This is a genomic window from Geodermatophilus obscurus, from assembly GCF_900143215.1.
GTDB lineage: Bacteria > Actinomycetota > Actinomycetes > Mycobacteriales > Geodermatophilaceae > Geodermatophilus > Geodermatophilus obscurus_A.
This window is the reverse complement of sequence record NZ_FRDM01000002.1, coordinates 1-18,499: the sequence shown is the minus strand read 5'-3', so window position 1 is coordinate 18,499 and position 18,499 is coordinate 1. Positions and strand designations below refer to the sequence as shown.

At 75.2% G+C, this 18,499-nt stretch carries 21 protein-coding genes; 10 read left to right on the top strand and 11 right to left on the bottom strand.

Going from position 1 to position 18,499, the window contains the following annotated elements; all coding sequences use genetic code 11:
• Positions 1–9 precede the first annotated feature (9 nt).
• The 3 genes from BUB17_RS02450 to BUB17_RS02440 form a co-directional block, all read right to left on the bottom strand.
• The gene (locus BUB17_RS02450) at positions 10–321 is read right to left on the bottom strand and encodes a hypothetical protein (RefSeq protein WP_072912721.1); all 312 of its coding nucleotides are present in this window, start codon (positions 319–321) and stop codon (positions 10–12) included.
• Between the two features lie 120 nt (positions 322–441).
• On the bottom strand, positions 442–1,269 hold the full coding sequence (locus BUB17_RS02445) for a hypothetical protein (protein WP_072912718.1): 828 nt from the start codon (positions 1,267–1,269) through the stop codon (positions 442–444).
• A gap of 42 nt (positions 1,270–1,311) precedes the next feature.
• Positions 1,312–1,686 carry a TFIIB-type zinc ribbon-containing protein gene (locus BUB17_RS02440; RefSeq protein WP_072912715.1) on the bottom strand — a complete coding sequence of 125 codons (375 nt, stop codon included), beginning with the start codon at positions 1,684–1,686 and terminating at the stop codon, positions 1,312–1,314.
• Between the two features lie 278 nt (positions 1,687–1,964).
• On the opposite strand from BUB17_RS02440, the gene BUB17_RS02435 reads away from it, so the two are divergent.
• From BUB17_RS02435 to BUB17_RS25310, 3 genes are all read left to right on the top strand, one after another.
• The gene (locus tag BUB17_RS02435) at positions 1,965–3,140 is read left to right on the top strand and encodes an acyl-CoA dehydrogenase family protein (RefSeq protein WP_072912712.1); all 1,176 of its coding nucleotides are present in this window, start codon (positions 1,965–1,967) and stop codon (positions 3,138–3,140) included.
• A 7-nt stretch (positions 3,141–3,147) separates the two neighbouring features.
• A complete protein-coding gene (locus BUB17_RS02430; protein WP_072912709.1) occupies positions 3,148–4,299 on the top strand; it encodes an acyl-CoA dehydrogenase family protein in 1,152 nt (383 codons plus the stop codon).
• Between the two features lie 116 nt (positions 4,300–4,415).
• Positions 4,416–5,669 (top strand): serine hydrolase domain-containing protein, encoded by a 1,254-nt coding sequence (locus tag BUB17_RS25310; protein WP_083605957.1) that lies wholly within the window; start codon positions 4,416–4,418, stop codon positions 5,667–5,669.
• A 6-nt stretch (positions 5,670–5,675) separates the two neighbouring features.
• Here the strand turns inward: BUB17_RS25310 and BUB17_RS02415 are convergent, their stop codons facing one another.
• Positions 5,676–6,497 (bottom strand): HDOD domain-containing protein, encoded by an 822-nt coding sequence (locus BUB17_RS02415; RefSeq protein WP_244276834.1) that lies wholly within the window; start codon positions 6,495–6,497, stop codon positions 5,676–5,678.
• 32 nt (positions 6,498–6,529) lie between these two features.
• Complete coding sequence (locus BUB17_RS02410; RefSeq protein ID WP_072912703.1) at positions 6,530–8,593, bottom strand: putative bifunctional diguanylate cyclase/phosphodiesterase; 2,064 nt, start codon at positions 8,591–8,593, stop codon at positions 6,530–6,532.
• 336 nt (positions 8,594–8,929) lie between these two features.
• Between BUB17_RS02410 and BUB17_RS02405 the strand changes: the two genes are divergently transcribed.
• The 3 genes from BUB17_RS02405 to BUB17_RS02395 all read left to right on the top strand — a co-directional run bounded on the left by BUB17_RS02405 (position 8,930) and on the right by BUB17_RS02395 (position 12,496).
• A complete protein-coding gene (locus BUB17_RS02405; RefSeq protein ID WP_072913649.1) occupies positions 8,930–10,471 on the top strand; it encodes a Re/Si-specific NAD(P)(+) transhydrogenase subunit alpha in 1,542 nt (513 codons plus the stop codon).
• Between the two features lies 1 nt (position 10,472).
• On the top strand, positions 10,473–11,879 hold the full coding sequence (gene pntB, locus BUB17_RS02400; RefSeq protein WP_072912700.1) for a Re/Si-specific NAD(P)(+) transhydrogenase subunit beta: 1,407 nt from the start codon (positions 10,473–10,475) through the stop codon (positions 11,877–11,879).
• Positions 11,880–12,043: 164 nt separating this feature from the next.
• Positions 12,044–12,496 (top strand): hypothetical protein, encoded by a 453-nt coding sequence (locus BUB17_RS02395; RefSeq protein ID WP_072912697.1) that lies wholly within the window; start codon positions 12,044–12,046, stop codon positions 12,494–12,496.
• 118 nt (positions 12,497–12,614) lie between these two features.
• On the opposite strand, the gene BUB17_RS02390 is transcribed toward BUB17_RS02395, so the two are convergent.
• The 3 genes from BUB17_RS02390 to BUB17_RS02380 are packed head-to-tail and all read right to left on the bottom strand — an operon-like array spanning position 12,615 to position 14,230.
• The gene (locus BUB17_RS02390; protein ID WP_072912694.1) at positions 12,615–13,160 is read right to left on the bottom strand and encodes a DUF4334 domain-containing protein; all 546 of its coding nucleotides are present in this window, start codon (positions 13,158–13,160) and stop codon (positions 12,615–12,617) included.
• Positions 13,157–13,999, bottom strand: coding sequence for a pentapeptide repeat-containing protein (locus BUB17_RS02385; protein WP_072912691.1), 843 nt, complete (start codon positions 13,997–13,999; stop codon positions 13,157–13,159). The genes BUB17_RS02390 and BUB17_RS02385 overlap by 4 nt, the downstream gene beginning before the upstream one ends.
• A 21-nt stretch (positions 14,000–14,020) precedes the next feature.
• Entirely contained in the window at positions 14,021–14,230 is a 210-nt protein-coding gene (locus tag BUB17_RS02380) for a DUF4177 domain-containing protein (protein WP_072912688.1), read from the bottom strand.
• Between the two features lie 48 nt (positions 14,231–14,278).
• Between BUB17_RS02380 and BUB17_RS02375 the strand changes: the two genes are divergently transcribed.
• The gene (locus BUB17_RS02375; protein WP_072912685.1) at positions 14,279–14,662 is read left to right on the top strand and encodes a VOC family protein; all 384 of its coding nucleotides are present in this window, start codon (positions 14,279–14,281) and stop codon (positions 14,660–14,662) included.
• A gap of 1 nt (position 14,663) precedes the next feature.
• Here BUB17_RS02375 and BUB17_RS02370 read toward each other — a convergent pair whose 3' ends face one another.
• Complete coding sequence (locus BUB17_RS02370) at positions 14,664–15,059, bottom strand: hypothetical protein (RefSeq protein ID WP_072912682.1); 396 nt, start codon at positions 15,057–15,059, stop codon at positions 14,664–14,666.
• Between the two features lie 59 nt (positions 15,060–15,118).
• On the opposite strand from BUB17_RS02370, the gene BUB17_RS02365 reads away from it, so the two are divergent.
• Together BUB17_RS02365 and BUB17_RS02360 are read left to right on the top strand one after the other, a co-directional pair.
• The gene (locus BUB17_RS02365) at positions 15,119–15,520 is read left to right on the top strand and encodes a DUF2784 domain-containing protein (RefSeq protein ID WP_072912680.1); all 402 of its coding nucleotides are present in this window, start codon (positions 15,119–15,121) and stop codon (positions 15,518–15,520) included.
• 4 nt (positions 15,521–15,524) lie between these two features.
• Positions 15,525–16,424, top strand: a complete 900-nt coding sequence (locus tag BUB17_RS02360; RefSeq protein WP_072912677.1) for a DMT family transporter — start codon at positions 15,525–15,527, stop codon at positions 16,422–16,424.
• 7 nt (positions 16,425–16,431) lie between these two features.
• Here BUB17_RS02360 and BUB17_RS02355 read toward each other — a convergent pair whose 3' ends face one another.
• Both BUB17_RS02355 and BUB17_RS02350 read right to left on the bottom strand, forming a co-directional pair.
• Positions 16,432–17,172 (bottom strand): DUF72 domain-containing protein, encoded by a 741-nt coding sequence (locus BUB17_RS02355; RefSeq protein ID WP_244276832.1) that lies wholly within the window; start codon positions 17,170–17,172, stop codon positions 16,432–16,434.
• A 17-nt stretch (positions 17,173–17,189) separates the two neighbouring features.
• A complete protein-coding gene (locus BUB17_RS02350) occupies positions 17,190–17,834 on the bottom strand; it encodes a class I SAM-dependent methyltransferase (protein WP_072912674.1) in 645 nt (214 codons plus the stop codon).
• A 57-nt stretch (positions 17,835–17,891) separates the two neighbouring features.
• Between BUB17_RS02350 and BUB17_RS02345 the strand changes: the two genes are divergently transcribed.
• Positions 17,892–18,227: a YnfA family protein gene (locus tag BUB17_RS02345; protein WP_072913642.1), complete on the top strand. Its 336-nt coding sequence runs from the start codon at positions 17,892–17,894 to the stop codon at positions 18,225–18,227.
• The last annotated feature ends 272 nt before the right edge of the window (positions 18,228–18,499 follow it).

The window sequence follows — 18,499 nt, the reverse complement described above, 5'->3', positions numbered from 1 at the left end:
GGTCGCCGGTCACGGGGTCCAGCGGATCTCGATCCTGGTCCAGGTGACCTCGAGCCCGCCGGGGAACACCTGCTGCACCGCGTCAGCACCCATCCGCTGCCGGGCCACCCGGCCGGCCACCTCGACCGCCTTGGCGGCCGCGGCCGCGGTGAGCGCGACCGCCGACGCGGTCAGCAGCGGCCCGGCGAGCGCCACGCGCGCGAGCGCCGGGATCAGCGCGGGGAGCGGCTGCAGCGCTCCACCGGAACCGTGCCGGCCCGGGATCGCAGCGCCGTCCCTCCCGATGATCGCGTCGGGCTCGACCGGCTGCTGTTCCGACATTCCGTCCTCCGTCCACCGGGCACCCCGCCACCCGGGACCACCACCCCGCCCATCGTGACGGAGGGAGGCACCCCGGCGCGAGGGCGGTGTCCAGGATGCCCGCCCGAACCTGACGGGTGGTCAGCGGCCGGCGTCGAGCAAGGTGAGGACGGCGTCCGCGGTGCCCGGCGCCAGCGGCAGGTGCGGCAGGACGGCGGGCAGCTCGTCGGGCTCGATGCCCTCGGCCAGCAGCGCGGTCAGCACCCGGTCGGCCCACGAGGGCGGCACCGGCTCGCCGAGGTCCGCGAGCGCGGCCCGGGCGAGGAAGACCGCGCCGGACGCCGCCGGGTCCTCCCCCGCCGGCGCGGGCGGCGGCGGGGAGGTCGCGGCCTCCCGCGTCAGCGCCTCGGCCGCGCGCACCAGCGACAACGGCAGCCCCTCGGCCTCGACCTCCAGCAGCGGCACGTCGGCCAGCGCGGCCAGCACCAGGTGCTCGGCCTCGGTGCGCAGCGACGCCTCCCACTCCCCCGCCCGGACGATCCCGACCAGGTCGCGGCCGTCCTCCCCGAGGTCGTCGAGCAGCTCGGCCCACGCCACCGGCCGGGTGGCCCGTGCCCGCTCAGCAGCGAGCACGCAGGTGCCCAGCACGAACGGCTCGAGCACCTCGCGGTCGAACCGGTCGGCGTAGAGCACCCCGGCGGCGTCCACCGCGTTGAGCACGTCGCGGAAACTGCCCGGCCTGGCGTCGCCGAGGTCGAGCCGGCCGTCCTCCTCGCCGGACAGCGGCTGCTCGCGGGCGATCCGGTCGCCGATCGTCCCGCCGGTCTCGCCCAGCCGGCCGCGGCGCCGCTCGTGGTGCGGCCGGTCGGACATCCCGACGCTCCACGCGCACGCCTCGGCTATCAGCGCGGGCAGCCGCTCCCTCAGCACCTCGCGGGCCAACTGGCCCATCCAGTCGACGTCGAACACGCCTCCCAGCGTCCCCCGCGGAGGGCGGCGACGCTCGCGACCTCAGCCGAACAGCTCGCCCAGGAACGACTGCTTGCGCTTGTGCCCGTGACCGGAGGAGTGCTGCTTCTTCTGCACCTGGCTGAGCACCTCGCCGACCACCGCGCCGAGCCCGCCGGCGCCGTACCCTCCGGCGGAGCCGGGGCCGCCCGAGCCGGGGCCGCTGGTCGAGTGACCCGCCCCGCCGTACGCGGCCGACGACGAGGACGGCGTGGACGACCGGCCACCCCCATGCCAGGCGTTCTCGGCGTCGACCAGCCGCTCCAGCTCACCGCGGTCGAGGAAGATGCCGCGGCACTCCGTGCACTGGTCGACGTGCACCCCGTTGCGCTCGTAGGTGCGCATCGTGCCGTGGCACTTGGGACAGGTCAGCTCCATGTCCCGGCGAACGGGCGACGCGGGCCGCGCGTTCCCCCGCGCGGGGCTCGGGACGACCTGGGCAGCCCCGCCGGCGACCGTGTGCGCGGATGCGCAGCCAGCGGCGCGGAAACTGCTCAGCGGCGCACACCGACGGAGCACGACGCGCCGCCGAGGACACGCCACGCCGCCCACCGCGCCCCGGGGGCTACCGGCCGGTAGCTCGTGTGGGATCGTCGGTCCCCCACCCTGCGAGACGCAGTGACGACGAGGGTGGCCGACGTCAGGAGAGAGGTCCGATGCGGTTGCAACTGTCCCCGGAGCTGGAGGCCTTCCGGGAGGAGATGCGGACGTTCTTCACCACCCAGGTGCCCCAGGAGATCCGGGACACCGTCGCGGCTCACCGGCACGTGACCAAGGAGCAGTACGTCGAGAGCCAGCGGGTGCTCAACGCCGCCGGCCTCGCGGTGCCGCACTGGCCGGTCGAGTGGGGTGGCAAGGACTGGTCGCCGCTGCAGCGCCACATCTGGCGCGAGGAGATGCAGCTGGCCTGCGTCCCCGAGCCGCTGGCCTTCAACACCAGCATGATCGGCCCGGTCATCGCGGCGTTCGGCAACCAGGAGCAGAAGGAGCGGTTCCTGCCGGCGACGGCGAACCTCGACATCTGGTGGTGCCAGGGCTTCTCCGAGCCCGACGCCGGTTCCGACCTCGCCAGCCTGCGCACCACCGCCGTCCGCGACGGCGACGACTGGGTCGTCAACGGCCAGAAGACCTGGACGACGCTCGGCCAGCACGCCGACTGGATCTTCTGCCTGGTCCGCACCGACCCGACCGCGGAGAAGAAGCAGCGCGGTATCTCGCTGCTGGTGTTCCCGATGGACACCCCCGGGGTCACCCTGCGGCCCATCGAGCTGCTCGACGGCGGCTTCGAGGTCAACGAGGTCTTCTTCGAGGACGTCCGCGTGCCGGCGGAGAACCTCATCGGCGAGGAGAACCGCGGCTGGGACTACGCCAAGTTCCTGCTCGGCAACGAGCGGGTCGGCATCGCCCGGATCGGCTCCACCAAGCGCATGCTGGTCCAGGCCAAGGCCCACGCGCGCGAGGTCACCGTCGGCGGCCGCCCGCTGCTCGAGGACCCGCGCACGGCAGCGCGCATCGCCGAGCTGGAGAACGAGTTGCTCGCCCTCGAGCTCACCGCGCTGCGCGTGGTCGCCACCTCCGCCGACGGCAAGCCGCACCCGGCCTCGTCGGTGCTCAAGCTCCGCGGCTCGGAGCTGCAGCAGGCCGCCACCGAGCTCGTCGTCGACATCGCCGGCCCGCTCTCGCTGTCCTCGTTCGCCGACGAGGGCTCCGAGGTCCCGGACTGGGCGCGCGTCGCGACGCCGCACTACCTGAACTACCGCAAGGTCTCCATCTACGGAGGCTCCAACGAGGTGCAGCGCACCATCATCGCCGGCACGATCCTGGGGCTCTGAGGCAACCGTGGACTTCACCTTCGACAGTGAGCAGAACGACCTCCGGGGGGCCGTGCGCGGTCTGCTGGAGCGCGCCTACGGCGACGGCGAGCAGCGCCGCCGGGTGACCGCGAGCGATCCGGGCTTCGACGAGAAGACCTGGTCGCGGCTGGCCGAGATGGGGCTGCTGGGCCTGCCCTTCGCCGAGGAGCACGGCGGCATGGGCGCCGGGCCGATCGAGGTCGCGGTCGTCGCCGAGGAGATCGGCCGGGTGCTCGCACCCGAGCCCTTCGTCGAGGCGGTCGTGCTGGCTGGCGGCCTGGTCGCCGCCGTCGGCACCGACGCCCAGAAGGCCGAGGTCCTCGCCGGCATCGCCGAGGGGACGACGCTGGCCGCCGTCGCGCACGCCGAGCCCGGCACCCGCTGGAGCCCGTCGGCCGCGGCCGTCACCGCCACGCAGGACGGCGGCTCCTGGACGCTCACCGGCGTCAAGGAGCCGGTCCTCAACGGTGCGCGGGCCGACGTCCTCGTGGTGAGCGCGGTCGTCGAGGGCGGCACGGCGCTGTTCCTCGTCCGCGGCGACGCGGCGGGCCTGACCCGCACCGGCTACCGCACCCACGACGGTGGCCGCGCGGCGAACGTCCGCTTCGAGGGCACCCCGGCCGAGCTGCTCGGCGAGGGCACTGCCGACCGGACCGCACAGATCGAGCGGGTGCTCGCCGAGGCGCGCATCGCCTACGCCCACGAGGCCATCGGGTCGATGGACACGGCGCTGCGCACCACCGCCGAGTACCTCAAGACCCGCAAGCAGTTCGGCGTGACGCTCAACCGGTTCCAGGCGCTCACCTTCCGCGCCGCGGACATGTACGTCTCGCTCGAGCTGGCCCGCAGCACCGCGCTGTGGGCGTCGATGGTCGTCGACGCCGGCGGGGACGTCATCGCCGCGGCCGATCGCGCCCGGCTGCAGACGAGCCGCGCCGGCCGGCACATCGGCAAGGAGGCGATCCAGCTGCACGGCGGGATCGGGGTGACCGCCGAGTACACGGTCGGCCACCACACCAGCCGGCTCACCGCGATCGACCACGTCCTGGGCGACGGCGACTGGGCGCTGTCCCGCCTGGCCGAGGACGTCGACGCGCACGAGACGGTCGACCCGCTGGGCGCGCCCTACACCGGGTAGCCAGCAAGGAGCTGCGGCCGGCGTCCTCTCGGAGGGCGCCGGCCGCTGCCGCCTGCGGGAACGGGCGCCGGCGGCCCGCACGCCCGGGCGCCGGTCCGCCTCCCTAGCCTCCCGGTGTGCTCACCTCCCCGCTGCTCGTGCCGCTGCTCCTCGCGGCCGCCGGCCTTGCCGCCTGGGGCGCCGCCCGGCTCGTCCGCCGTCGGCGCGGGCGGCCGGTCACCGCGCTGGTCGCGGCCCTGGCCTTCCTGGCGGTGACCGGCGCCGGCGTGCAGCTCTGGGCGCTGGCCGCGCTCGACTCCTCCGCGGTCGCGCGGGCGGTCATCTGGCGCGACGCCGACGTCGACGACTGGCGGCGCTTCCCGGCGCTGCCGGTCCCGGCGGGGCCGCGGACCCTGGAACTCCGGCCGGGGTCCCTGCCCGTCGGCGTCCTCGACGAGGTGACCCTGCCCGACGGCCACACCGAGGACCTGGACGCCCTGCTCGAGCGCACCGGGACGCAGGCCTTCCTCGTGCTCCGCGGGGACGAGCGCGTCGACGAGCGGTACCTGCACGGCGGCGGCCGGGAGGCGACCCAGACGTCGTTCTCCGTCGCGAAGTCGATCCTCTCGACCCTGGTCGGCATCGCGCTCGACCGCGGGGAGATCGGCAGCCTGGACGACCCGGTCACTGCCTACGTGCCCGAACTGCTGGACCGCGACCCCGACTTCGCCCGGGTTTCCCTGCGGTCCCTGATCACCATGTCGTCGGGGCTGCACTACGAGGAGCAGGGGCTGCCGTGGAGCGACGACTCGGTCACCTACTACTCGCCCGACCTGCGCGCGACGGCCCTCTCGGTGCGGATCGACGAGGCCCCGGGCGTCCGCTGGCACTACGACAACTACAACCCGCTGCTCATGGGGCTGGTCCTGGAGCGGGCCACCGGGACCCCGGTGGCGGACTACGCGAGCGAGGTGCTGTGGCAGCCGCTCGGCGCCGAGGCCGACGCGTCGTGGAGCGCCGACAGCGAGGCCTCCGGTTTCCCGAAGATGGAGAGCGGCTTCAACGCCCGGGCCGTGGACTACGCCCGCTTCGGGTACCTGTTCGCCCACGAGGGCCGCGTGGGCGACCGCCAGGTGGTGCCGGCGGCCTGGGTCGCCGAGGCCACCGCCCGCGACACCTCTGCGGACCCGGCCGAGCACTACCAGTACTGGTGGTGGGTCGACACGGAGCGGGAGGGGCGCTTCTCCGCGCGCGGCAACAAGGGCCAGTACGTCTACGTCGACCCCGCCACCGACGTGGTCGTCGTCCGCATGGGCCGGGACTACGGCATCGACGACTGGCCGGCGGTCCTGCGCGACGTGGCCGACCGGGTGCAGGCCGCCGGGCCGTGAGACGCCCTACTCCCCCAGCATCGCCAGGCGCAGCTCGTCGGCCTCGGCGCGCACCCGCTCCAGCACCGGCGGGACGGCGTCCTCGCGCAGTTGACCGCCGGTGAGCTGCTCGACCGGCACCGGCACGTGGTCCCCGGCCGTCAGCCGGGCCGCCAGCTCCAGCGCCGCCCGGAGCAGCGCACCCTCCGGCCTGCTGCAGTCGTCGACCGCGCCCAGCGGGGTGACCATGCTCGGCGGGAACCCCCACTGCTCGAGCGCCACCGCGGTGAGCCGGTGGGCGTGGATGCCGTAGCGGCGCACCTCCGCCGCGCGGCGACCCGCGGCGGTCGGCTCGGCGGCGGTCAGCTCGGCGTAGCCGTCGGCGTCGGTGTGGTGGAGCAGCGCGACGCCGAGCGGAGCCAGCAGGCCCAGGCACAGGGCGTCCTGCGGGCGCTCGCCGAACCGCGGGGCGAGGGTGGCGGCGCCCAGTGCGACGCAGCTGCTCATCCCCCAGAACCCCTCGGGCAGCCGCGACTCGTCGTCCAGGCCGGCCAGCGCGACGGTGGCCATGGTGCGCACGGTGGGGAAGCCGACGACGGTGACCGCGATCTGCAGCGAGCCGACCCGCCCCCGCATGCCGAAGTAGGCGGAGTTGGCCAGCTTCAGAACCCGGCCGGCCAGCGCGACATCGGAGGCCAGGGTCCGGGCGAGGGTGCGCGCGTCGGTGTCGTCGGAGTCGGCCATCGCCACGATCCGCGCGGCGATCGGCTGCTGCGCGGCCATCGTGTCGATGCTGCTCAGCACCGCCTCGAGGTCGGCGGACGGGGTGGCGGGCGGGGTCGTGCGCACGGCTGCTCCCGGGGGGACGAGGCGGCTGACGGTCATCGGGCGGAGGCGGCGTACCAGGCAGCGGCGCGGCGGCCGGTCATCGGCCGGGCGAGGGCGAAGCCCTGCAGGAAGCCGGCCCCGAGGTCGGCGAGCCGCGCCGCCTGCTCCGCGGTCTCCACGCCCTCCGCCACGGTCGTCAGGTCGAGGCTGCGGGCCAGCGCGATGACCGCCGAGGCGATCTCGGCGTGCCCGTCGGCGAGCTCGGCGACGAACGAGCGGTCCACCTTGAGGACGTCCACCGGCAGGTGGCGCAGGTGGGCCAGCGACGAGCAGCCGGTGCCGAAGTCGTCGATGGCCAGCGAGACGCCGAGGTCGCGCAGCTGCACGAGCACCTCGCGGGCCGCGGACGGGTCCTCCACCAAGGCGGACTCGGTGATCTCGATCGACAGCCGCGACGGGTGCAGCCCGTGCCGCTCCAGGGCGGCGAGCACGTGGCCCTGCAGCCGGTCGTCGAGCGGCAGCGCCGAGACGTTGACGTTGGCCCGCTGCGGGGCGGCGTCGTCCAGGAGGCGGTCCCACTCGGCCAGCTGGCGGCAGGTCTCGTCGAGCACCAGCAGGCCGAGCGCGCCGATCAGCCCGCTCTCCTCGGCCAGCGCGACGAACACCGCCGGGCTGATCGGGCCGCGCAGCGGGGAGTGCCAGCGGGCCAGCGACTCGACGGCCACCGGGGTGCCGTCGTCGGCGCGGAAGATCGGCTGGTAGTGCAGCGTGACCTCCCTGCGCTCGATCGCCTCGCGCAGCTCGGCGACCAGCCGCAGCCTGTCCCGCGCCTCGGCCCGGGCCCGCTGGTCGAGCACGGTGATCCGGCCCCTGCCGCCGGCCTTGGCCTGGCACACCGCGATGTCGCCGTCGCGGATCAGGTCCTCGGCCGCGCAGTGCTCAGCGGTCTGCACGGTGACGCCCACGCTGGCGTGCGGGCGGACGTCGACCCCGCACAGGCGCACCGGCAACGCCAGCGCCGCGCCGATCCGCTCCGCCAGGGCCACCGCGTCGGCCGCGTCCACGCCCTCGCAGACCACGACGAACTCGTCGCCGCCGAAGCGGGCCACCAGGTCGCCGGGCCGCACGGTGGCGCGCAGCCGGGCGGCGACCTCCACGAGCAACTCGTCGCCGGCCGCGTGGCCGAGCGACTCGTTGACGACCGTGAGGTCGTCCAGGTCGAGGAAGATGACGGCCAGGCCGCCGGCACCGGGACGGAACCGTCCGGCCACGTGCTCGGCGAGCCGGGTGCGGTTGGGCAGCCCGGTGAGCGGGTCGTGGGAGGCGTGGTGCGCGAGCCGGGCCTCGACGGCCAGCCGGTCGGTGACGTCCTCGATGGTGGCGACGAAACCGGCCCCGACGCCGGGGGTGAACAGCTGCGCGAAGCGGATGACCGTCGTCCGCTCGGTGCCGTCCGTGCGGCCCAGCCGGGCCCTGGTCTCCCCGTCGCGCCCCCCGAGGACGGCGACGACCTGCTCGATGACGCCGTCGAGGTCGTCGGGGTGCACCGTGGCCATCCAGCCGGTGCCCAGCAGCTGCTCGGCCTGCAGCCCGACCAGGTTGCAGAAGGCGTCGTTGACGTGCGCCAGGCGCATGCCCTGCTCGGAGAGCAGCGTGGGCACCGGGGAGCGCTCGGTCAGCGTGGCAAGGCGCTGCGCGGAGGCCTCGGTGGTGGCCCGCAGGACCCGCTCGGACAAGCTGTCGGCCGGGACCAGCTGCAGCGTCCACGTCCGCCCGCTCGGCGTCGGGGTGCACAGCACGAGCACCCCGACCAGGGCGCCGCTGGCGGTGCGGACGGGCAGGTTCATGCGCGCGCTGCGCTCGCGGCGGAGCAGCAGCCCCACCTCCGCGCCGCGCAGCGAGGGCACCAGCGCGGCGAGCGACAGCGACCGCAGGTCGTCCATCCCGTAGCCGAGCAGGTGGGTCGCGCCCTCGTTGCCCCAGGCGATCCGGGGCGTGCCGTCCACGACCTCGACGACCAGGAGCACCAGCGTGTCGCTCACCGCGGCCCCGTAGAAGACCGACGAGACGACCTCCGGTGGCACCAGCGGTCCAGCGGTTCCCGTCGTCGCTGCCACGCGTCCCCCTCGGCCGACCCACGGCGACCGGCGTCCGTGCCGCTCGTCCGTCTGCAGAGGAGTACGCCAGGAGGGGTTGCGGCTTCCAGCCCGGAAGGGAGGTCCTCACCCTTGCGGGGGCTCCGGGCCCCGACGCCCAGGCCGGTCGGCGCGCTCGCAGCAGAGGGTGACGCAGCCCGCTCACGGAGCTGTTCCACGGTTCGGCATGATCTCCTCGGCTGCGCCACCAGTGCACGCCGTCCCGGATCGCCCGCCCACCGGCGTGCACCACCGCTGTACCGGACCGCACCGTCACCGGAGACGGGCGGCGAGCGACCCGTGCAGGAGGAACCGGACGTGCTCATCGGAGTGCCTCGGGAGACCCGCCCCGGCGAGACCCGCGTGGCGGCGACGCCGACCACCGTGCGCCAGCTGACCGCGCTGGGCCACGACGTCCTGGTGGAGACCGGAGCCGGGTCGGCCGCCAGCTTCCCCGACGACGGCTACCGCGAGGCCGGCGCCCGGGTGGGGACGGCCGACCAGGCGTGGGGCGCCGACGTCGTCCTGCACGTGGCCAAGCCGACCGTCGAGGAGGTCGGCCGGCTGCGGGAGGGCGCGGTCCTGGTCAGCACGCTGGCCCCCGCGCTCGACCCCGACCTGCTCGCGACGCTGGCCAGCCGCCCGATCACCGCGCTGGCGATCGACGCCGTCCCCCGGATCAGCCGGGCCCAGTCCCTGGACGTGCTCAGCTCGATGGCCAACATCGCCGGCTACCGGGCGGTCATCGAGGCCGCGCACGCCTTCGGCCGCTCCTTCACCGGACAGGTGACCGCGGCCGGCAAGGTGCCCCCCGCGACGGTCCTGGTCGTCGGCGCGGGCGTCGCGGGGCTGGCCGCCATCGGCGCGGCCAGCAGCCTGGGCGCGGTCGTGCGGGCCACCGACGTCCGGCCGGAGGTCGCCGAGCAGATCGCCTCCATGGGCGGCCAGTACGTCGGGGTGCCGGCCGACGAGGAGCACAGCGGGGGCGGCACCGGGTACGCGAGCGTCACCTCCGCCGACTACGACCGGCGGGCCGCGGCGATGTACGCCGAGCAGGTCCGCGAGGTCGACATCGTGATCACCACCGCGCTCATCCCCGGCCGGCCGGCGCCGCGGCTGATCACCGAGGAGATGGTGGCGTCGATGTCGCCGGGCAGCGTGGTGGTCGACATGGCCGCCGCGCAGGGCGGCAACGTGGCCGGCTCGGTGCCCGACGAGGTCGTCGTCACCCCGAACGGGGTCACGATCATCGGCTACACCGACCTGCCCGGCCGGCTGCCCGGCCAGGCCTCGCAGCTGTTCGGCACCAACCTGGTCAACCTGGTCAAGCTGCTCACCCCCGGCAAGGACGGGCGGCTGGTCCTCGACCTCGACGACGTCGTCCAGCGCTCGATGACGGTGGCGCGGGACGGCGAGCTGCTCTGGCCCCCGCCCCCGGTGCAGGTGTCCGCGACGCCGGCCGCGGCACCCGCGCCGCGCCCGGCCGCACCGCCCCCGGCACCGAAGACGCCGCGCTCCCCCGCGCGCACCGCGGCCGTCGTCGGCGTGGCGGCGCTGCTGCTGTTCCTGGCCGCCGCCTTCTCGCCGAACCAGCTGATCGGCAACCTGACGGTGTTCGCGCTGGCGGTCGTCGTGGGCTTCTACGTGATCGGCAACGTGCACCACGCGCTGCACACCCCGCTGATGAGCGTCACCAACGCGATCTCCGGGATCATCGTGGTCGGCGCCCTGCTGCAGATCGGCCACACCAGCGCCCTGGTCACCGTGCTCGCCACGGTCGCCGTGCTGGTCGCCAGCATCAACGTCTTCGGCGGCTTCGCCGTGACCCGCCGCATGCTCGGCATGTTCACGAGGAGCTGACATGACCGCCACGTCCGCCGCCGCCGCGGCCTACATCGTCGCCGCCCTGCTCTTCGTCCTCAGCCTCACCGGGCTGTCCCGGCACGAGACGGCGCGGGCCGGAAATGGGTATGGCATCGCCGGCATGGCGGTCGCGCTGGCCGCCACCGTCGGGCTCGCCGCCCGCAGCACCGGGGCCACCGCCGTCGGGCTGATCGTCGTCGCCATGGCCGGCGGCGCCGCGATCGGGCTGTGGCGGGCCCGCCGGGTCGCGATGACCGGCATGCCCGAGCTGATCGCGCTGCTGCACAGCTTCGTCGGCCTGGCCGCCGTCCTGGTCGGGTGGAACGGCTACCTGTCGGTCGAGGCGAACGCTGGGGAGCAGACCGAGGTGCCGGCCGACCTGCTGGGCATCCACTCCGCCGAGGTGGTGATCGGGGTCTTCATCGGCGCGGTCACCCTCACCGGCTCGATCGTCGCGTTCCTCAAGCTCTCGGCGCGGATCAAGAGCAACCCGCTGATGCTGCCCGGCCGCAACTGGCTCAACCTGGGCGCGCTGGTCGCCTTCGCCGCGCTGACCGTCGCCTTCGTCGTCTCCCCCGGGCTGGGACTGCTGGCCGCCGTCACGGTGCTGGCCCTCGCGCTCGGCTGGCACCTGGTCGCCTCGATCGGCGGCGGGGACATGCCGGTCGTCGTCTCGATGCTCAACAGCTACTCGGGCTGGGCTGCCGCGGCCTCGGGCTTCCTGCTGGACAACGACCTGCTGATCATCACCGGCGCGCTGGTCGGCTCCTCGGGTGCCTACCTCAGCTACATCATGTGCCGGGCGATGAACCGGTCGTTCCTCTCGGTCATCGCCGGCGGCTTCGGCAACGAGGGCAGCACGGCCTCCGGCACCGAGGACGGCGAGCACACCGAGATCACCGCCGAGGAGGTCGCCGACCTGCTGCGCGAGGCCGAGTCGGTGGTCATCACACCCGGCTACGGGATGGCGGTGGCCCACGCCCAGTACCCCGTCGCGGAACTCACCCGCACGCTGACCGAGAAGGGCGTGGCGGTGCGGTTCGGCATCCACCCGGTCGCCGGCCGGCTGCCCGGGCACATGAACGTGCTGCTGGCCGAGGCGAAGGTGCCCTACGACATCGTCCTGGAGATGGACGAGATCAACGACGACCTCGCCAAGACCGACGTGGTGCTGGTCATCGGCGCCAACGACACGGTCAACCCGGCCGCTCTCGAGGACCCGGGCAGCCCGATCGCCGGCATGCCGGTGCTGCAGGTGTGGGAGGCCGGGCACGTCGTCGTCTTCAAGCGGTCGATGAGCACCGGGTACGCCGGCGTGCAGAACCCGCTGTTCTTCCGGGACAACACCCGGATGCTCTTCGGCGACGCCCGCGAGCGGGTGGAGGACATCCTCAAGGCGCTGTAGCGGGACGGCCGGCGCAGCATGGTCCCGTCTCCCAGGGCCTGCACACCGCGCAGCGCGGCGAGGGGGCGCCGATGCCCCGGGGAGGACGCAGGGAACGCGGCGGCCGCACCGGCCCGGGGCGGCTGCGGGTTGCGGCGACGGCCCCGCTCGCGGACGGTGGTGCCGTGGACCCCCTCCGCGGGCTGGGCCTCCCCCGCATCCCCGGCCTGTCCGAGCTGGTCGACGTCCTGCAGAAGCAGACCGAGGCGATGGCCCAGCTGCCGCGGACGCTGGCCGACCTCAACAGCGCCGTCCGGGAGCTGATCACGGCCACGCGGGTGGCCACCGAGACCATCGCGTCCGCGCAGCGGACCGCCGAGCGGCTCGAGGGCCTGGTCGACGAGCTGGAAGAACCGGTGCGGGCGCTGCGGCCCGGGCTCGAGCGGGTGGGCCGGGTGCTCGACGACCCGGCCGTCGACACCCTGCCCGACACGCTGCGCACCGTCTCCGACGACCTCCTCCCGCTGGTGCACGGGCTGCGCCAGGCCACCGACCGGGTCGGCACGGTCGCCGGCTTCCTGCGCCGCCGTGCGCCCGGGACCAAGGACCGCCCGGAGGACGACGCGCCCCCCGCCTGACCGTCCGCCGGTGGTCCTCCCCGGCCGACGGCGCGCACCAGGACGGCGTGGATGGCGGGCGGGCTGCCCGCGGAACCACGTTGCCTCGGTGTCCTGGGGCGCTCGGTTTCCTGGGTCGTCAGCCGCGAGCGCGCTGGAGCAGGAAGGCGAACGGGTCCCGCAGTCCCCGCATGTCCATCAGCCCGAGCAGCAGGTCCGGACCCACCCGGCGGAAGACGTCGACCACGGGCAGCCGGTCGTAGACCAGCGCCGCGGTGGGCACGCCACGGTGCACCACCAGGCGCAGCCGGGCGGTGGGACGACGGGTGGTCAGCAGCGGCCGGGCGACGGTGAACGCCAGCCGGGCCGGGGCGCTGCGGGCCAGGCCGGGTGCGCGGCGCAGCAGGGTCAGCGGGGCCGGCGCCGGGTCGACCGGCCGCGGCCGGCCCGCCCGGTCGGCGACGAGCAGCGGGTGCACGGTGTCGGGGTCGACCACCTCCTTGCCCCACCACCGGTGCGCGCTCAGCAGCCCGTCCAGCGGTGAGCCGGTGGGCAGCTCGGCCCCCCGCCAGCGGCCGGTCACCTCCTCGACCGCCACGCCGGGCAGCCGGTCGGCGAAGGCGAGGACGTCGGCCGGTGCGGCGCCGCCCCGGTGCCGCTGGACCCACCGCTCGGCGTCGTTCACCGCGGGCCCCAGTGCGGCGGGAACTCCAGCCCGGCGGGCAGCGAGGTCGCGGCGTCCCCGCGGGCGCCGGCCACCTGGCGCCGGGTGAGGAACAGCGCGCCGGAGAGGTCGGCACCGCGCACGTCCGCGCCCCGCAGATCAGCACCGAGCAGGTCGGTCCGGTGCAGGTCGGCACCGCGCAGGTCCGCCCCGATCAGGAGGGCACCGCGCAGGCTGACACCCCGCAGGTCCGCGCGACGCAGGTCGGCGCCCACCAGGTCGGCGTTGCGCCAGTCGGCCCGGCGCCGGCCCCCCGCCCTCGGCCGGACGCCGGCCCGCGCCAGCTCGCTGACCGACAGCAGCAGCGCACCGGCCTCCGCCTGCAGGACCCCGGCGTCCACGCCGGCGAGCTCTCCGGCGTCCGCGGCGGTCAGCCGCTCGACCCGTCCGTGCGTGGCGGCCAGCTCCCCCTGCAGGGGCGCGGCGGCGTCCAGGGCGAGCGCCTCGGCGAGGTACCAGAGCAGCTCGTGCAGCAGCCGCTGGACGCCGAAAGCCGCGAACACCGCCGCCGCCTGCTCCGGGGAGTCCCGCCAGCGCGGGGCGCCGGCGAAGGTCACCTGCACCGTCTGCTGCCCGGCACCGAAGCAGTCGAAGACCGTGCAGCCGGGGAAGCCGCGCTCGCGCAGCTCGGCGTGGATGCCGCAGCGGTCGTCGTCCCGCAGGTTCGGGCAGGCGTGCCCGGCCGGCTTGTCGATGGCGAAGTCGGCCGAGGCGGCGAACGCCGGGGCCACGCAGCACAGCCCGGCGCAGCGGGTGCAGTCCGCGCGCAGCCGGGCGCGAGCCTCGGCGGCGTCGGGCACGGGCCCTCCTCGCAGGATCGGTCAGCTCGTCGGGCGCTCCAGCGTCACCAGCACGCCCTCGACACCGCCCGGGCCGAGCCGGCCCTTGACCTCGACCGAGGTGATCGCCTTGAGCTGCCACCCCTCGCGGGCGTGCTGGTTGAGCACCTTCTCCAGCTTGTCACCCGACATCTTGCCGCCGATGAGCCCCTCGCGGAGCTCGACCACCCGGTACTCGTAGCGCTGCGCCACGGCGTCCCTCCTCGCATCGGTGTGCGGTCCTGCCGCGATGATGCCCCCGTGGACGTGCTGAGCAGCCGGGTCCTCCTCCGGCCGGTCGACCCCGCGCGGTCGCAGGCCTTCTACCGCGACGTGCTGGGGCTCGCGGTGCACCGCGAGTTCGGGCCGCCCGAGCACCCCGGGGTGGTGTTCTTCCTCGGCAACGGCCTGCTCGAGGTCTCCGGTCCCGGCGACGAGCCGCCGCGCGGCATGGCGCTGTGGGTGCAGGTGCGCGACGTCGCCGCCGAGGTCGAGCGGCTGCGCGCCACCGGGACGACGGTGCTGCGCGACCCGCGGACCGAGCCGTGGGGCCTGGTCGAGGCGTGGGTCGCCGACCCCGAGGGCGTGCGCATCGTGCTGGTGGAGGTGCCGCCCGACCACCCGCTGCGGCGCGATCAGCGGTAGCTCAGGGAGGCGGCGTCGTCCCCGCCGTCCCGTCGTCGGGATCGCCGGGCCGGCGGACCAGGTCGGCCACCGACTCCTCCAGCCGCGCCCAGGTGGCGCTCCACTCCACCAGCGGGTCGAGGATCCGCTCGAAGACGGCCAGCTGCTCGTCGAAGGCCTGCAGCTGGGCGGTCATCGCCGCGATCTGCTGCCGCTGGCTGCGCACCGCCCGGTCGATGGCGCGCAGCTGTGCCGCCGACATCGCCCCGGGCGGCGAGGGCAGCCGCGGCATCGAGAAGGGCACCGCTCCGCGTGCGCGGTCGGTGAACGCGCGCAGCTGGCCGACGAACTCCTCGACCGACCGGCTCACCCGGCTTCCGGACCCGGTCTCACGCCCGCCGGCGTCGTGCTCGCTCATGCCCCCATCCTCGCGCTCGCGGGCGGCCGGCGCGCTCCGGGGCGTGCCAGGCTGGCAACGTGGTGGTGGCACACCTCGTCGCGCTCGTGCACGCGCTCGCCGTCGCCCTCATGGTGACCGGCGCGCTGGTCGCGCTGCGCCGGCCGCGCTTCCTGCTGGTGCACGCGCCGGTGGCCGCGGCGATCCTCGCGGTGCACCTGGCCGGGGCGCCCTGCCCGCTGACCGAGCTGGAGCTGGCGCTGCGCGAGCGCGCCGGCGGGGTCCCGTACACCGGCGGCTTCCTCGGCCACTACGCCCTCGCGCCGCTCGGGCTCGACGTCGGCGGCCCCGCCGTCCAGGCCGGCATCTACGCCGTCGCGCTGGTGCCCAACGTGCTCGGCTACGGGCTGCTGGCAGTGCGGGTCGCCCGCGGCCGGGATGGCGGCACGGAGGCGGTGATCGTCCCGGCGTCGTCAGACTGAGCCGATGACGGGGACGACCTCGCGGGTCCAGACGCTGGGTGGGCCGACGCTGTTCGTCCTGCTGTGGAGCACCGGTTTCGTCGGGGCGAAGTACGGGTTGCCCTACGCCGAGCCGTTCACCTTCCTGAGCCTGCGCCTGGGCGTCGCCGCGGTCCTGCTCGGCGTCCTCGCCGTCGCACTGCGCTCGGCCGGCATGGCCTCCCGCCCGCAGTACGGCCGCGCCTCGGTCGCCGGGCTGCTGCTGCACGGCGGATACCTGGGCGGCGTCTTCTACGGCATCTCGCTCGGTGTGCCCGCGGGGGTGGCAGCGGTGATCGTCAGCCTGCAACCGGTGCTCACCGCCGTCCTCGCCGCGCGGGTGCTCGGCGAGCGGCCCGCGGCGCGCCAGTGGCTCGGGCTGGCGCTCGGTGTTGGCGGCGTCGTGCTGGTGGTCGGCCCGGGCATCGCCGACGCCGGCTCCGCCGAGCCGCTCCCGGTGGCCGGTCTCGTCGCGTGTCTCGTGGCACTCGCCTCGGGGACGCTCGGCACCGTCTACCAGAAGCGGCACGGTGACCGCATCCCGCTGGTCTGGGGGACGGCGGTGCAGTACGCGGCGGCCGCGGCCGTGCTGCTGGTGATCGCGGGAGCGACCGAGGACATGTCGATCCGGTGGACCGGTGAGTTCGTCGCCGCGTTCGTCTGGCTGGTGCTGTTCCTGTCGATCGGCGCCGTCCTGCTGCTGCTCCTGCTGCTGCGCCGGGGCACGGCCGCGGGCGTCTCCAGCCTCTACTACCTCGTGCCGGTGGCCACCGCCGTCGAGGCGTACCTGCTCTTCGGCGAGCGGGTCGGCGGGCTGTCGCTCGTGGGGATCGGGGTCACCGCGCTCGGCGTCGCGCTGGTGGTGGTGCCGCCGCGGAAGCAGTGACGCCGGCTCAGCGCGGGACGAGCGCCCGCAGGGTCTCGGCGTTCCGCACGGCGTGCCCGTGGCCGTCGTTGTTGAAGTAGGCGTAGACGTCGCGGCCGTCGCGCGCCCACTCGCCGATCCGGTCGGCCCACCAGCGCAGGTCGGCGTCGGGGTAGCAGCCGGCGTAGAGGTGCGCGTCGTCCGGGCCGTGCAGCCGCACGTAGACGAACGGCGCGGTGGCCCGCAGCACGCACGGCAGGCCGGCGCCGCTCATCACGCAGTACGCCGCGCCGTGCCGCTCGAGCAGCGCGTACACCGCCTCGTCGTGCCAGCTGGGATGGCGGAACTCCACCGCGACCCGCATCCAGTCCGGCAGCAGGCCGAGGAAGAAGTCCAGCCGGGCGTCGTCCCGGGCCTGGGTGGGCGGCAGCTGCACCAGCAGGACGGCGCGCCGGTCGCCGAGCTCGTGCCAGCACGCGGTGAGCCGGCCGACCCACGTCTCCGGTGCGTACAGCCGCTTGGCGTGGGTCAGGCCGCGGGGGGCCTTGACCGACAGCTGGAAACCCGGGGGCAGCCGCCGGCGCCACGAGGCGAAGGTCGCCGTCCGCGGCCAGCGGTAGAAGCTGGCGTTGAGCTCCACGGTGCCGAAGTGCCGCACGTAGTGCGCCAGCCGGTCGCGCGGTGGGGTGCCCGGCGGGTAGAGGACGCCGTCCCAGTGGTCGTAGCTCCAGCCCGACGTCCCGACGTGCACGGCTGCACCGTCACCCACCCGCCCCACCTCCTCGGTCAGGGCAGCCGCCAGACCGTCGTCCGCCGCAGCCCCGGGCCCTCGGTCTCCGGGATCTCGTGGACCGCGACCGGCTCGAGCCGGTCGTGCGGGAGGTACGGCCGGCCGGGGTCGCCGACGTAGACCTCGCAGCCGCGGGCGCGGGCCCGGTCGAGGAAGGGCAGCACCCGTTCGGTCATCTCCCGGTCGTAGCAGACGTCGCCGGCCAGGACGACGTCGATGCCGGCGGGGTCCCGGCCGAGGACGTCGCCGGTCACGCTGACGCCGGCGATGCCGTTGAGCCCGGCGTTGACGCCGACCGCCGCCCGGCTGAACGGGTCGACGTCACTGGCCAGCACCGAGCGGGCGCCGGCGAGGCGGGCGGCCAGCGCCACCAGCCCGCTGCCGGACCCGAGGTCGAGGACGGCCCGCCCGGCCACCGCCTCCGGGGTGTCGAGCACGTACCGCGCCAGCGCCTGCCCGCCGGGCCAGGCCGCGGCCCAGAACGGCGGGGCCTCCCCCGCACCGCCGTCCGCGGCCTCCATCGCCTCCCACAGCGCGACCACGTCGTCGGCCACGTGCAGCCGGACCTCCGGCACCGAGGAGGGCCGCCGGACCTGGGTGTGCGCGCGGACGAAGACGGACGGGACGGCGCGGACGGTCACGCCCCGAGTCCACCACGCGCCCGCACCCGGCACCGCTCCGGCTGGGAGCATCCGCCCGTGCTCGTCGCCCGCTCCATCGTCCTGTTCCTCGCCGCCGCCGTGCTCGAGATCGGCGGCGCCTGGTTCGTCTGGCAGGGCGTCCGAGAGCACCGCGGCTGGCTCTGGATCGGCCTGGGGGTGGTGGCCCTGGGCGCCTACGGCTTCGTCGCCACCCTGCAGCCGGACGCCACCTTCGGCCGGATCCTGGCCGCCTACGGCGGGGTCTTCGTCGCCGGGAGCCTGGCCTGGGGCATGGCGCTGGACGGCTACCGGCCGGACCGCTTCGACGTCCTCGGGGCGCTGATCTGCCTGCTCGGCGTCGCCGTGATCATGTACGCGCCGCGGGGCGGCTGACCCCGGACACGGCCGAGGGCCGCCCCCGCGGTGCGGGAGCGGCCCTCGGCGGAGCGTGGTGACGTGCTGGACCGGCCCTCGGTGACGTGCTGGACCGGCGCCCGGTGACGTGCTGGAACGGCCGCCCTTCAGGGGCCCGCGCCGAGCCTGCGAGGCGTGGGGGGAAGGGTGGTCCTTCTAGGGCCTGTCCTGGCGATCTTTCATCGGTGTGGTTCAGGCTCGAGTGATGGTCGGCCGACACGAACTCACCGACGCATCCTGGGCCCGCATCC